The organism is Flavobacterium sp. ZE23DGlu08 (assembly GCF_030505335.1).
GTDB lineage: Bacteria > Bacteroidota > Bacteroidia > Flavobacteriales > Flavobacteriaceae > Flavobacterium > Flavobacterium algoritolerans.
In genome coordinates this window covers 1887689-1900739 of record NZ_CP130045.1, presented here as the reverse complement: position 1 = coordinate 1900739, position 13051 = coordinate 1887689, and the positions used below count along the sequence as shown (strand labels likewise).

Genomic DNA, 13051 nt, shown 5'->3' with positions numbered 1-13051 from the left:
TAAAAATTATATTTTGCAAAACAAATTTTTTAATTACATTTGTATCAATAACTTAATATCATGGCTAAATCTTTAGAAGAAGTAAACCAATCGGTTTCCACACAAAACAAAAAATCAGTATTCCGAAAAATCCTTGCTTTTTTTGGCCCGGCTTATTTAATTAGTGTTGGTTATATGGATCCGGGAAACTGGGCGACAGACATTGCTGGAGGAAGCCAGTTTGGTTATGCCTTACTTTGGGTTTTATTGATGAGTAATATTATGGCTCTGTTGTTGCAAAGCTTGAGTGCCCGACTGGGGATTGTTACCCAACGTGATTTGGCGCAAGCCTCCCGAGAAACCTATTCGCCATTTATCAATTATATATTGTACTTCCTTGCTGAAATTGCTATCGCAGCCTGTGATCTTGCCGAGGTTTTGGGAATGGCAATCGGTATCAATTTATTGTTTGACATTCCGCTGATTGAAGGCGTGTTAATCACAGTTTTAGACACCTTTTTATTATTATTTTTAATCAATAAAGGCATCCGAAAAATGGAAGCTTTTATCATTGTATTGGTGGCTATCATTGGGTTTTCCTTCATTTTTGAAATGATATTTGCCCAGCCGGAACTGGATAAAGTATTGTTCGGGTTAATTCCTTCGATGCCTAATGAAGCGGCATTGTATATTGCTATCGGTATTATTGGAGCTACGGTTATGCCACACAACTTATACTTGCATTCCTCTTTGGTGCAAACCAGAAAATTCGAAAGAACAACTGCAGGAATTAAGCAGGCTTTGAAATACAATTTCATCGATTCTACCATTGCATTAAACTTGGCTTTTTTAGTGAATGCCGCAATTTTGATATTGGCAGCAGCCACATTTTATAAAAACGGAATGTTTGAAGTGGCCGAGATTCAAGATGCCCATCGCTTTTTGGAGCCGCTTTTAGGAAGCAAATTTGCACCTATATTATTTGCGGTTGCGTTGATTGCTGCCGGACAAAGTTCTACAATTACAGGAACTCTTGCCGGACAAATTGTGATGGAAGGGTATCTTAATTTGCGCATTCAGCCTTGGGTTCGAAGAATCATCACACGACTGATTGCCATTGTTCCTGCGGTTATTGTAATTACGATATACGGGGAAAGTGTCACAGGAAAATTACTGATTTTGAGTCAGGTTATTTTGAGTTTACAACTGGGTTTTGCCATTATTCCGTTGATTCATTTTGTGAGTGATAAATCAAAAATGAAAGGATTTCATATTGGGAAAGTGACCCAAATCGCTTCTTGGATTATTGCAACTATCATTGTTTCATTAAATGCTAAATTGGTTTTTGATGAAATAACAGGTTGGCTTGAAACTTCCGAAAATCCACTTTTGTTATGGTTAACGGTAGTTCCCCTAGCGATAGGTTTCTTGATTTTGTTGCTTTATATTGTGTTCAAGCCTTTTATTGCCAAAGCCAAAATAGACATTCAAAATCATTCGCCACACAGTTTAAAACTGCGATTTTCTAAATCAGGAAGTTACACTAAAAAGGATATTGCGGTCTCCGTAGATTTCTCCAGTGCAGATGAGGTGGCTTTAAATAACGCTTTTGAATTAGGAGGAATAGAAGCAAAATACACTTTGATTCACGTGGTAGAAACCGTTGGAGCCATGATTTATGGCGAAAACACAGATGATCATGAAACCTTAATCGACGAGAAATTATTAGAGGAATACAAAGTAATGCTTACCGAAAAAGGATTTCAAGTAGCCACACAATTAGGCTTTGGAAAACCTAATAAAGTGATTCCGGAGATTGTAAACAAAGGACAATTTGACATTTTGGTTATGGGAACGCACGGTCATACGGGATTCAAGGATTTAGTCTTTGGAACTACGGTTGATAAATTGCGCCACAAAATTTCTATTCCGTTACTTATTGTAAAAAATTAAATAAATTTTCATCCAAAGTGAATTTTTTGGAGGTGCTATTCCCGCTTCCCGATAGCTATCGGGAGGTTGCAAACAAAGCTCACTGAACAACAATGCAAATAAAAGGATTCCCACTGTTATCGAGACTAGGGAATCTGAAATCAAAAATCGTTAATCTGCAATCAAAAATCAAATGACATTTTCAGAAGAGAATTATCTTAAAACCATATACCACCTTACCATTATTTCAGATTCAGAAATAAGCACCAATGCTATTGCCGAAAAAATGGAAACCAAAGCTTCATCAGTGACTGATATGCTCAAGAAATTAGCCGAAAAAGACTTGGTTAATTATAAAAAATACCAAGGCGTTTCTTTGACAGAACACGGAAAAATAGCCGCAAAAATGATCGTGAGAAAACACCGTCTTTGGGAGGTTTTTTTAGTAGATAAACTAGATTTTTCTTGGGATGAGGTTCATGATATTGCGGAGCAATTGGAACACATTAAATCAGAAAAACTCATCAACAAACTGGATGATTTTTTAGGAAATCCTACCGAAGATCCACATGGCGATCCTATTCCCGATGCAAATGGTCAAATTGTTAAAATAGAAAAGCAATTGCTCTCTGAATTGCACGAAAACCAAGCAGGGATTTGCGTTGGTGTTAAAGATACCTCCTCAGAATTTCTAAAATATTTGGACAAACAGGGAATCGCATTGGGTTCTAAAATTGAAATCATAGGAAAGGAAACTTTCGATTTGTCTTTGAAAATAAAAGTAGACAACAAGGATTTAACCATTTCTAATAAAATTGCCAGTAACCTTTTCGTGAAATTAACGTAGGTATTTGGCGTTATCTTTGGATAAACTATTTAAAATAAAGAACATGAAAAATTCCTTGTTGTTGTTTCTTTTGATGATTGGCACGATAACTTTCGCACAAAACACCAAAACAGAAAATGTTCAATCTTTGAAGATAACCCAAAAAAAGTGTCTTAAGAAAAAAGGATTCAATTTGGTTTTGAAAGAACTCGTTTCTGATTCCCGCTGCCCGGAAGGCGTGACTTGTATCTGGGCGGGAGAAGCTTCGGTAGTAGTTTCGGTTTACAAAGATTCAAAATTAATGGAGGATCACACGATGGTTTTTTCGATGAAAAACGAAGAAGAAAATAAACAGTGGTTTTCTAAATATTTGCCTGAAAAGCAAAAAAACATAAAAACCTTTAGTGTTTTTCCTTATCCAAAAGAAGGAGTTCAAGTCAATCCGAAAAACTATTATGTAAAAATTGGGTATGTAAAATAACCCTTCTGGAATCAGTACAGTAAATGTTATTTTTTATCACTTTTGAATCCTATTAATTTTCGATATTTCTGTTCGCTTTCTTCTAAAGCTACCTCAAGTTCTTTGTAATAGGTGATGTCTTTTATATTTGCAACAGCAGCAATTACATAATTGTTTTCATCGATTATCGGTCTTCCGCTGATGATAACCCGTTTTTTAGTTTTCGTTTCTGAATCTTCAATTATTATCTCGACATCATCTGTTGATTCGCCTTTTAATGCTTTTTCCAATGGAAGGTTTTGAGCTGGAAAAACAGTTTGCTCGTCAGGATAATACAAGTCGTATTTAGTGGACCAATCCAGTGTAGTTGGCATTGTAGAGTCTTGTTTTATACCTATGATTTCTTCGGCCATATGATTCGACAAAACGATTCTTTTCTGGCTGTCAGTTACAATAATTCCTTCGCCAATATTTTCTAAAATCAATTTCAATTTTAATTCATTAAGGCGCACTAATTTATCGGCTTCTATTTTCTCGTCTTCTAGTTTTTTGCTTATTGAAATGTCTTTAATAAAAGCAATGAAGATGTATTTGCCTAAAATAGTAGCTTGCGACACGGTTAGCTCAATATCAAATTCAACATTTTGTTTGTTAAGTGCTGTGGTTTCAAATGTTTTATTAAGAATAGGTCCTTCGCCAGTATCTATAAAGTGATGAAGTCCTTTTAAATGATTCTCTCTATGTTGTTCTGGCATAATTAATTCATGCATTCGTTTGCCTAAGGCTTCTATAATGGTCCAGCCAAAGATTTTTTCGGCTTGCGGATTCCATCTCATGATGATTCCTTCGTCATTTATTACAATCAAAGCGTCAGGCGCCTCATTGAATATGGTTTGCAATTGACCTTCGCTTTCTTTTAATTTCTGTTCGGCTGCTTTTCGTTCCGTGATGTCTCGCATGATCGATTTGTGACCGGTAATTCTATTTCCTTCCCTTAGCTGCATTACCGTTTGTTCTACCCATTTTAGTTCTCTGTTTTTGGTAATAATGGGAAATGAGAATAATGTTTCGTCTATTTTATGTTTAAATTGATTTAAGTAAAAATCGGCCACACGGTCTTTCCATTCTGGAGCGACCAGTTCTGAAAAATGTTTTCCTATAAGCTCATCTTGGGTATAACCCGTTAGTTTTTTACAGGCAGGATTGATGTAGGTGAAATAACCTTTATAGTCTGATGTGTGAACAAGATCACTTATGTTTTCCACAATTTCACGATATTTTTCCTCGCTTTTGCGAAGTGTTTCTATGGCTTCCGCCAATTGAGCTGTGCGTTCTGTTACTTTTTGTTCCAGTTCTTCATTTAGTTTTTTAATCTCGGTTTCTGCATTTTTTCGTTCCGTGATATCGTGAAAAACTGCCACCGCTCCGGTTATTTTACCAGCCGAATCTTTCAATGGTCTGGCGGATATCACAACAAAATTGCCTTCGGTTTTTTTGTAATTTTGTACAAATATTTCCATATCATCTACTTCTTCGCCATGTAATGCCTTAACGATAGGCAGGTCATCAGTAGCCAAAACAGCTTTAGTATCCGGCCACAATATGCCATAAGTGTCAGCCCATTTTTCTTCGGGTATATCCAGAAGACCAATTCCAATTATTTTTTCAGAAGCTGGATTCCAAATGATAAATTTCCCATTTTCATCAGCAACGACTAATCCATCACCCATGTTTTGAATCACGGATTGTAAAAGTGTATTTTGCTCATTTAACTGCTCTTTGGATTGAGCCACTTCATTGTCTCTTTTTTCGATTGTTGAAAGCATGTCATTAAGACCTATGGAAAGAATGCTGATTTCGTCTTTTCCTTCAACGGTCATTCGGGTGGTATAATCACTGGTGTCCTTTATCTGCTGAATTACGGTTACCAAGTTCAATAAGGGTTTTGAGATGTATTTTTTAATAATCATTGCAATCAAGAATGCCAGCCCAATTCCTACGACCAATAGTACAACTCCCAGACGCAGCACATCCATTTTTATTTTATTCAATTCTGATAATTCAAATCGGATACAAACCAATCCAATTGTTTTATTGTCTTTCTTGATTTTGCTGTAAACAAAAAGATTTTCATTGGTAAAATGAGAACTTTTTTCATTCATGGCCGGAACAGAAAATCGATAGTTAGGATCAGAGCCCGGTTTTGTATAGGAGGCAAAAACGTTGCCTTTTTTGTCCAATATGTTTGCATTCAAAATATCGTTTTGCACGTTTAATTCCGATAGAATTTTATTGGCGGCAGCATTATCCAAAAACTCAAGGGCAGAAACATTATTGAAACCGACCACTTGTGCAATAGCTATTGAACTAATCACTTTTCGGTCTTTAAATCCTTGAATGTCTATCAGTACAAAAGCAGTAATACAAAGTCCCAATACAAATGCTGAGGTGAAAACCTGCATGAGCACCAGCTTATTTTTAATTGATATGTTGCGTAGATTCATCATGTATGTATTGTTTTTTCAATATTTATAGCACCACTTCACACACTAAACGTTTTGTGTTTTAAAGATTTTTAAATCACTCAAAGCTGTATTTTGATATTATTATTGCACAATAATGGCATGTTGCAATAAGAATGAACTGATTCCTATTCCGGCTTTATTTATTGCTTTTAGATTTACTTCAAATTTTAATTTATTGTCGACTTTGACAAAATTCACATGTGTTCCTTTTTTTCCAAAACCGTTTTGTTCTGTGACAATCAGTACCGGTTTCCCTGCATATTTAGAAAGAATGGTTTCAATAGGAATGGAACAATTGTAAGGAACAAACAGAATGTTGCAAAAACTTATATCATTCAAATTTTTATATTCTTTTACTTCAATTTTTTTGTCTTTACTAATGTCAAGCAGTGAATTGGTAATTGGACTTCCTTCCAGAATAGCAATCTTGAAAGTTTGTTTTTTAGAGTAATTTTTCCAGTAAACATAGTCTACAAAACGATACAAGAAATCTGCTTTTAAAGCATATTCCTTCCCGCCGGAATTCTCTTGGGCCGAAATCGTATTTCCCCCCATTAGCATAATAATTACGCTTAAAATAAATAGGTGATTTCTAGTTTTCATCATTCTGTTTTTAACGAAGTTTTACCCTGATTTGAAAAATCTGTTTTAAAATTTATAGATAAGCGACAAGCTAAATAAAGTTCCTAATTGGCTAAAGTGATATCCTTGATAGGTCATTTGCGAGTAACGACCATTGAATGTAATCAGGTTAAATTGTGATTTCACTTGAGTCGGGTTGTTCAGAATGGCTGTTCCGGCGGCATTTTCGGCTTTAAATTTCCATTCGGGCACTACATTTAACACATTATTCGCGTTAAGCGTTACGGTTAATTTATCTGTTGCAGCGTAGTTAATTCCTAAATCAGTGACTATTTTAGGGATAAACTCTGTTCTTAAATTGGAATCTAAACCTTCTTGTTTGAAAGTTGTTTTTCCAAAATACGTGTTGCTAAGTGAGAAATCAAATTTTCTGATTCTGTAATTTGCTCCCAAAATCCATTTGGTTTCGGGTCTGGACGTAAACATTAAAGCATCAAGTGTTGCACCAAAATTATTACTTGCAACGGGTGAAATTCTTTTGTTTTCAAGCGTTATATTTCCGGACAAATTGAATCCAATAACCCCGGCCCCTAATGTTAAAGTGCCGTAATTCATGACCACATCTAAGCCTGAAGTTCTCGTATCGAATGAGTTTTCAAACCAGGCAACGCTGCCAAACTGTGTGTCCACTTTATCCCCTAAAATGATTCGGTCTTTTACTTTAATGTTGTAATAATCTACAGTGAAATTTAAATCTTTCAAAGGATTGGAACCTATTCCTACAGTTATATTGGTTGATTTTTCGGCATCTAATTTTGGAATACCCAAAATACGTGCATGTGCAGAAATATTATTAATTAAACCGTTGATTTGAATTCCCTGACCCGCTACGAAAGAATATTGTGATTTTTGAGTGTAGATTTGGTGTAATGTCGGTGCTCTAAATCCAGAAGAAATAGAACCTCTTACCGTAATTTTGTCTTTATAAAATTTATATCTGGAACTTAATTTCCAAACCGTTGCTGCCCCAAAATCACTGTAATCTTCATAACGAACGGTACCATTCACTGAAAAATCTTTTGTAAAGTCATACGCCAGATCGAAGTATCCTCCTAAATTGTAACGGTTCCATTTTCCGGAATTCTCGGGTCGATTCCCCGCAAATGAGTCGGCGCCAAATCCATCCCAAGAAGCTTTATCGCCTTCATTGATCAGGAACGTTTCGGTTCTCACTTCGGAGCCAAAACCAATGCTTATTTTATCTGACAGCACTTTAGAAATATCTAAATTACCCACAACATGATTGAATGATGCGTCTCCCGGTTTGAAAAAAATGGGGCTGTTTTCACGATATAAATTCACTCCATTTTCATCCTGAATATCAGATCTGTTATGAGAGTTTTCTATAGCGTAAGTTTGTTTGTTTCCGCCTACTGTTATGCTGGCATCAGTATTCCATCCGTTTTTTATGGATTTGTAGCCTAAAGTGGCGTTGTAATCGTTTAATTCGCCTATAAATGTTGGGATATGACCTTTGTATGAAGCGATAGTTCCGTCTCCAAAGAAATTTAATAAATAAGGAAGGTCGTTTAAAGTAATTCCTCCTCCGTAGCCCCAGTATGGCGTTCTGTAATTGGCATAAGAATTCACTTTTTTATAGACATAAGCGGCGTTGTAATACATTTGTGTTTCATCAGATAGATTAAATCCACCGTTTACCAAAAATTTTGCAGCAGCAGTTTCTGGAGCTCCATTTATATTCTTGGCATCCGGATATTTTGTTAGAAAAGCGTTAATATCTGCTGAGGTGTTAATACCTGAAATAGAACCTCCAAAATCAGTAAATTCTCCATCTGCATCTACTTTTCCGGGTCTGTTTGCCAATTTTACTTTCGAAAAATCTAATGTATAATTTACAAAACCATTATTGCCCACAGCAGAGCCATTGTTCAAGCTCACGCCCAGCATTTCGCCGTCACCTTCACCCGTCACGCCTGTTTTAATAGTTACGGAATCCTCATCAGTTCTCTTTTTTAAAATAATATTGAGTACTCCGGCAATGGCATCAGAACCGTATTGTGCCGATGCGCCATCCCGAAGAATTTCCACCCGTTCTATGGCATCAATTGGTATTCCGGAAATATCAGCTCCTGTTTCCCCTTGACCGGGTGATGTTTGAACATACAGTAAAGCGCTTAAATTTTTCCGTTTTCCGTTGATGAGTATTAAAGTTCTGCTGGGTCCCATATTTCTAATTTCGTATGGGTCAAGTAAGGAAGTAGCATCATTTACGGGAGTTTGAGCCGTATTAAAAGAGGGAATTTTATACTGTAATGCTTTGTCAAAGGTTATTTGTCCTGTTGAGGTCAGTTCTTCATAGGACACAATATCAATGGGAAGTGTTGTTGTAGTATTGCTTCTCGGCGTAGCTCTGGTTCCGGTAACGACAACTGCGTTAAGATTTTGTCCGCTTCCTTCAGATAAAACAACATTCAAAATAGATTCGGTTGTGTCATATTCTTGTTTGGAGAAACCAAAGTAACTAAAGACCAAAATAGCCCCTTCTTTGACGGTAATCTTGTATGCTCCGTTGAGATCAGTGGAAACGCTGTTACTTGTTCCTTTTTCGGTGACATTTACGCCTGACATGGCAACACCAGCATTATCTATCACAAAACCGGAGATTTCTTTTTGTGCAAAAAGAAAGGTGATGTTCAGCATAAATAATACGATGGTGACAAACTTTTTCATGATTAGTTGATATTGGTCCATTTTGGTTTGAAATCAATGGCAACGTAATAATTGTAAGAAGTTTTCAGGGAACTACTTGTTGTGTTTTTTGAGAAAAAGTAATCCGTGAAAAAGATGAGTATGAAATCAAAAAGTAGTTTTGTTCAAGTTGTTAAAAAGAAGTTTATCCAAAAACGAATACTACTTTAGGTCTATAACAGAATCAGAAATATTTTTTGGGATTAAAAATATTTATAACTTACGAATGAGATTTTTACTAAAAATTATGATGGTCTATTCCTATGCGAATTCCCATTCATAATAGTTCTATAATTTCAATTCTTTGTAGGGATAGAGTTGAAATTATGTCCAAAAGGCAACTTAGATTCAGGTTGAATTTAAAAGCCACTTTTTTTAATCTAAAAAATGGAAAGAACTGATTTTGAATCTAAAAGCTCGTTTTTTCTATAGTAAATTTAATCAAAAAAAGGCATTTTTTTAAATAATAGAAGGCTTTTTTTTGTTTTTTTAAGTAAAGTTTAACCCAGTTGAGTTTTAAAGTAGTTCAGATTAAAAAACAGAAAAGAGTAAAATTTTAATTGCAACCACAATCATCACCGCTGCCACAATTTTTATCTGATTTTTTCTTTTTGAAAAAGAATTTTTTGATCAAAAAAGCAAGGGCAATTCCCAAGGCAATAAAAGCAATTATTTCTTGAATATCCATAATAGGTTATTTTAGAATTTGATAGGCAAGTAAAGCCACCACATAAGCAAATCCAGACATGAAGATCAATTGTCCAGCCGGCCATTTCCATGAATTGGTTTCTTTTTTAGTAACTGCAAGCGTACTGGCACATTGCATGGCAAAAGCATAAAACAACAGCAACGATATTCCGGAGGCAAAGTTGAAAATCTTTTCTCCGGTTACCGGATTGATTTCAGCAGCCATTTTATTTTTGATTGTAGTCTCATTATCACTGCCACCTACGCTGTAAATGGTTGCCAATGTTCCCACGAATACTTCTCTGGCAGCAAAGGAACTGATGATTGCAATTCCTATTTTCCAGTCATAACCAAGGGGTGAGATCGCCGGTTCAATAGTTTTTCCCATTAATCCAATATAGGAATTTTCCAGTTTTTGTGAAGCTACAGCATTCTCAAAATCTGTTTCTGACAACGGATTTTGCTTGGTGTTTTCAGTAACAATTGTTTCTGCATTATTGAATTTTTCGCCTGGACCGTAAGAGGCTAAAAACCACAATACAATAGAAATCGCTAAAATGATTTTTCCGGCGCCAAAAATAAAAGCTTTCGTTTTCTCGATTACATTGATTCCCACGTTCTTGAAAAGTGGTAATTTGTAATTTGGCATTTCTACCACAAAGTATGTTTTCCCTTTTATTTTAAGGATTTTATTCAAAATGTAAGCGGAGAAAATAGCCATTCCAAAACCCAAAAGGTACAACAACATTAAGGTCATTCCTTGCATGTTCAGAAAACCAAAAACACGATTATCAGGAATTACCAGTGCAATAATAATGGCATAAACCGGTAATCTTGCAGAACAGGTTGTAAAAGGTGTTACCAGAATGGTGATTAATCTTTCTTTCCAGTTCTCTATATTTCGGGTAGCCATAATTGCTGGAATAGCGCAGGCGGTTCCTGAAATAAGCGGCACTACACTTTTACCTGATAAACCAAATTTTCGCATGATTTTATCCATCAGGAAAACTACTCGGCTCATGTAACCACTTTCTTCTAGAATAGAAATAAACATAAACAGGAAGGCAATTTGTGGAATAAATATCAAAATTCCGCCTATTCCGGGAATGATTCCCTGCGAAATTAAATTGGTCAAAACTCCTGCCGGTAATTCTTCGGCAGCAAGTGTACTCAATGAAGCAAAAGAAGCATCGATAAAATCCATCGGGATTTTAGACCATTCGAAAATAGATTGGAAAATAACAAACAAAATCAGGAAGAAAATTACATATCCCCATACTTTGTGTGTCAGAACACGATCCAGTTTGCTGCGGAAATCTTTAGCAATAGTGGTGTCAATTTTTAATCCTTCTTTCAAAACATCATTGATGAATTGATAGCGTTTTATGGTTTCTTTTTGTTGCAAACGCTTTAAATCTGAATGCGATTTAGTAAACGAACTTCTAATTTCATTTCGATCTAAATTCAGGAAGTTTACGTCTTGCGTGATGACCAACCATAATTTATACAACAGCTGGTTAGGAAATGTTTTGCGAAGCGTATTGAAATATTCAGGATCAATACTGGACGCATTCAAACACGGTTCGCTGGAAATGGTTTTGTAACTGACAATCAATTTTTTCAATTCATCAATCCCAAAACCTTTTCTGGAACTGATAAGCGCAATTTTTGTTTTTAAATGTTCCTCAAGATACGGAATGTCTAGTGTGATTCCTTTAAATTTCATTCTATCGGCCATGTTGATGACTAATATTGTGGGAATTTCAAGGTCTTTTATTTGGGTAAAAAGCAGTAAATTTCGTTTCAGATTTTCAACATCAGTAACCACAAGCGCTACGTCCGGATATAATTTATCGTTTTTATTCAGTAATAATTCAATGACTACATTTTCATCAATCGAACTTGCATTTAAGCTGTAGGTTCCGGGTAAATCCAGAATATTAGCTTTGGCATTATTGGGTAATTTACAAAAACCAATCTTTTTTTCAACCGTAATTCCAGGGTAGTTTCCCACTTGTTGATTAAGTCCTGTCAACTGATTAAAAACGGAAGTTTTCCCCGTATTAGGATTCCCGATTAAAGCAACATTGATATTTTGATTGGTCATTATAAGTTGTTTTTTAGTATTTCAACTTCAATCTCACGGGCTGTCTCCACGCGGATAGCAACGTGTGAACCATTAATGTTAAGGTATAAAGGATCGCCAAAAGGAGCAATTTGAAGCAGTTCAACCATATTCCCCGGCAGACAACCCATTTCTAGTAATTTCAACGGAACAATGTCAATATCAAAATCTTTGATAATGGCTTTTTCACCTTTTTTTAGAGAATGTATCGTTGTTTGCAAGTCTTATTTAGATTGAATTAAGATTGCAAAAGTACATATTATAAAACTAAAAAAAATGATAATTGTCAATTTTGTAGTTTTTTTGGATAAATTTTAAGAATAGGGAATAGTTTGTTTTACTGGGTTTTTCAATCAGATTATAAGTGACTTATCTTCTGTTTAAAGTCTTTATTCGTTACTCAAAAAAGTAATATCTTCGATTAATCGCTTGATGTCTTCTTTATTGGTGCCGTCATAAAAGCCACGAACTCTTTTTTTGGCATCCACCAAAACAAAATTTTCGGTGTGAACCATATCATATAATTCACTTGGTTTTCCCAGTTTCACGGCCAAATAGGATTTTCTGGCCATGGTGTAAATTTCTTTTTTATCTCCGGTAACTAAATTCCATTTGGCATCATCAACATGATGTTTTTTGGCGTAAGCTTTCAAAACAGGAACGCTGTCAGTCTCCGGAAAAACGGTGTACGATAATAATTTTACCTTTGGATTATTGGCGAAAGCTTTTTGAATATCGGATAAATTGGTGGTCATCTTTGGACAGATGGAGCCGCAAGTGGTAAAGAAAAAATCAGCAACGTATATTTTGCCTTCGTAATCTTTTTGGGTGATGGTTTTTCCGTTTTGGTTAACAAATGAAAAATCAGCAATCGTATGGTACTTGCTTTTGTATTGAATGGTGCTGTCCACTAATTCAGGATTTACATCCGCGGGATTATAAATGGGAAGTGTTTTTTTTGGCTTTAAAGCCGAATAAAATAAAGATAAAATGATTGCCGAAAGAACAATGAAGACCCCGAAAAAGAGTCGGTATTTTTTGAAAAATTCTAACATAACGCTATTTTGATGCAAAAATACGAAAATGAGATTTGTTTTTAATTCAAATTAACACAATCTTATTTTAGGTGAATTCCTTTGAAATAAAGGATGTGAAATTAATACCTT

At 35.4% G+C, this 13051-nt stretch carries 10 protein-coding genes; 3 read left to right on the top strand and 7 right to left on the bottom strand.

The window, feature by feature from the left end; translation table 11 throughout:
* Positions 1-60 precede the first annotated feature (60 nt).
* The 3 genes from Q1W72_RS08280 (at position 61) to Q1W72_RS08270 (ending at position 3218) form a co-directional block, all read left to right on the top strand.
* Entirely contained in the window at positions 61-1932 is a 1872-nt protein-coding gene (locus Q1W72_RS08280; RefSeq protein ID WP_302137894.1) for an Nramp family divalent metal transporter, read from the top strand.
* A 172-nt stretch (positions 1933-2104) separates the two neighbouring features.
* A complete protein-coding gene (locus Q1W72_RS08275) occupies positions 2105-2758 on the top strand; it encodes a metal-dependent transcriptional regulator (protein WP_099713885.1) in 654 nt (217 codons plus the stop codon).
* A 43-nt stretch (positions 2759-2801) separates the two neighbouring features.
* Positions 2802-3218: a hypothetical protein gene (locus Q1W72_RS08270; protein ID WP_302137893.1), complete on the top strand. Its 417-nt coding sequence runs from the start codon at positions 2802-2804 to the stop codon at positions 3216-3218.
* Between the two features lie 26 nt (positions 3219-3244).
* On the opposite strand, the gene Q1W72_RS08265 is transcribed toward Q1W72_RS08270, so the two are convergent.
* The 7 genes from Q1W72_RS08265 to Q1W72_RS08235 all read right to left on the bottom strand — a co-directional run bounded on the left by Q1W72_RS08265 (position 3245) and on the right by Q1W72_RS08235 (position 12940).
* Positions 3245-5704 (bottom strand): PAS domain S-box protein, encoded by a 2460-nt coding sequence (locus tag Q1W72_RS08265; protein WP_099713883.1) that lies wholly within the window; start codon positions 5702-5704, stop codon positions 3245-3247.
* Positions 5705-5803: 99 nt separating this feature from the next.
* A complete protein-coding gene (locus Q1W72_RS08260; RefSeq protein WP_302137892.1) occupies positions 5804-6328 on the bottom strand; it encodes a YfiR family protein in 525 nt (174 codons plus the stop codon).
* A gap of 42 nt (positions 6329-6370) precedes the next feature.
* On the bottom strand, positions 6371-9055 hold the full coding sequence (locus tag Q1W72_RS08255; RefSeq protein WP_302137890.1) for a TonB-dependent receptor: 2685 nt from the start codon (positions 9053-9055) through the stop codon (positions 6371-6373).
* 574 nt (positions 9056-9629) lie between these two features.
* Entirely contained in the window at positions 9630-9761 is a 132-nt protein-coding gene (locus tag Q1W72_RS08250; RefSeq protein WP_121343192.1) for a FeoB-associated Cys-rich membrane protein, read from the bottom strand.
* Positions 9762-9767: 6 nt separating this feature from the next.
* Complete coding sequence (gene feoB, locus Q1W72_RS08245) at positions 9768-11867, bottom strand: ferrous iron transport protein B (protein WP_121343193.1); 2100 nt, start codon at positions 11865-11867, stop codon at positions 9768-9770.
* A complete protein-coding gene (locus tag Q1W72_RS08240; protein WP_121343194.1) occupies positions 11867-12106 on the bottom strand; it encodes a FeoA family protein in 240 nt (79 codons plus the stop codon). The genes feoB and Q1W72_RS08240 overlap by 1 nt, the downstream gene beginning before the upstream one ends.
* A 168-nt stretch (positions 12107-12274) precedes the next feature.
* On the bottom strand, positions 12275-12940 hold the full coding sequence (locus tag Q1W72_RS08235) for an SCO family protein (protein WP_099713879.1): 666 nt from the start codon (positions 12938-12940) through the stop codon (positions 12275-12277).
* Positions 12941-13051 lie beyond the last annotated feature (111 nt).

What these genes read in the sequence shown, in the direction of transcription:
- Q1W72_RS08280 (WP_302137894.1), top strand. Translation starts at nt 61, where the DNA reads ATGGCTAAATCTTTAGAAGAAGTAAACCAATCGGTTTCCACACAAAAC.
- Q1W72_RS08275 (WP_099713885.1), top strand. Translation starts at nt 2,105, where the DNA reads ATGACATTTTCAGAAGAGAATTATCTTAAAACCATATACCACCTTACC.
- Q1W72_RS08270 (WP_302137893.1), top strand. Translation starts at nt 2,802, where the DNA reads ATGAAAAATTCCTTGTTGTTGTTTCTTTTGATGATTGGCACGATAACT.
- Q1W72_RS08265 (WP_099713883.1), bottom strand. Translation starts at nt 5,704, where the DNA reads ATGATGAATCTACGCAACATATCAATTAAAAATAAGCTGGTGCTCATG.
- Q1W72_RS08260 (WP_302137892.1), bottom strand. Translation starts at nt 6,328, where the DNA reads ATGATGAAAACTAGAAATCACCTATTTATTTTAAGCGTAATTATTATG.
- Q1W72_RS08255 (WP_302137890.1), bottom strand. Translation starts at nt 9,055, where the DNA reads ATGAAAAAGTTTGTCACCATCGTATTATTTATGCTGAACATCACCTTT.
- Q1W72_RS08250 (WP_121343192.1), bottom strand. Translation starts at nt 9,761, where the DNA reads ATGGATATTCAAGAAATAATTGCTTTTATTGCCTTGGGAATTGCCCTT.
- feoB (WP_121343193.1), bottom strand. Translation starts at nt 11,867, where the DNA reads ATGACCAATCAAAATATCAATGTTGCTTTAATCGGGAATCCTAATACG.
- Q1W72_RS08235 (WP_099713879.1), bottom strand. Translation starts at nt 12,940, where the DNA reads ATGTTAGAATTTTTCAAAAAATACCGACTCTTTTTCGGGGTCTTCATT.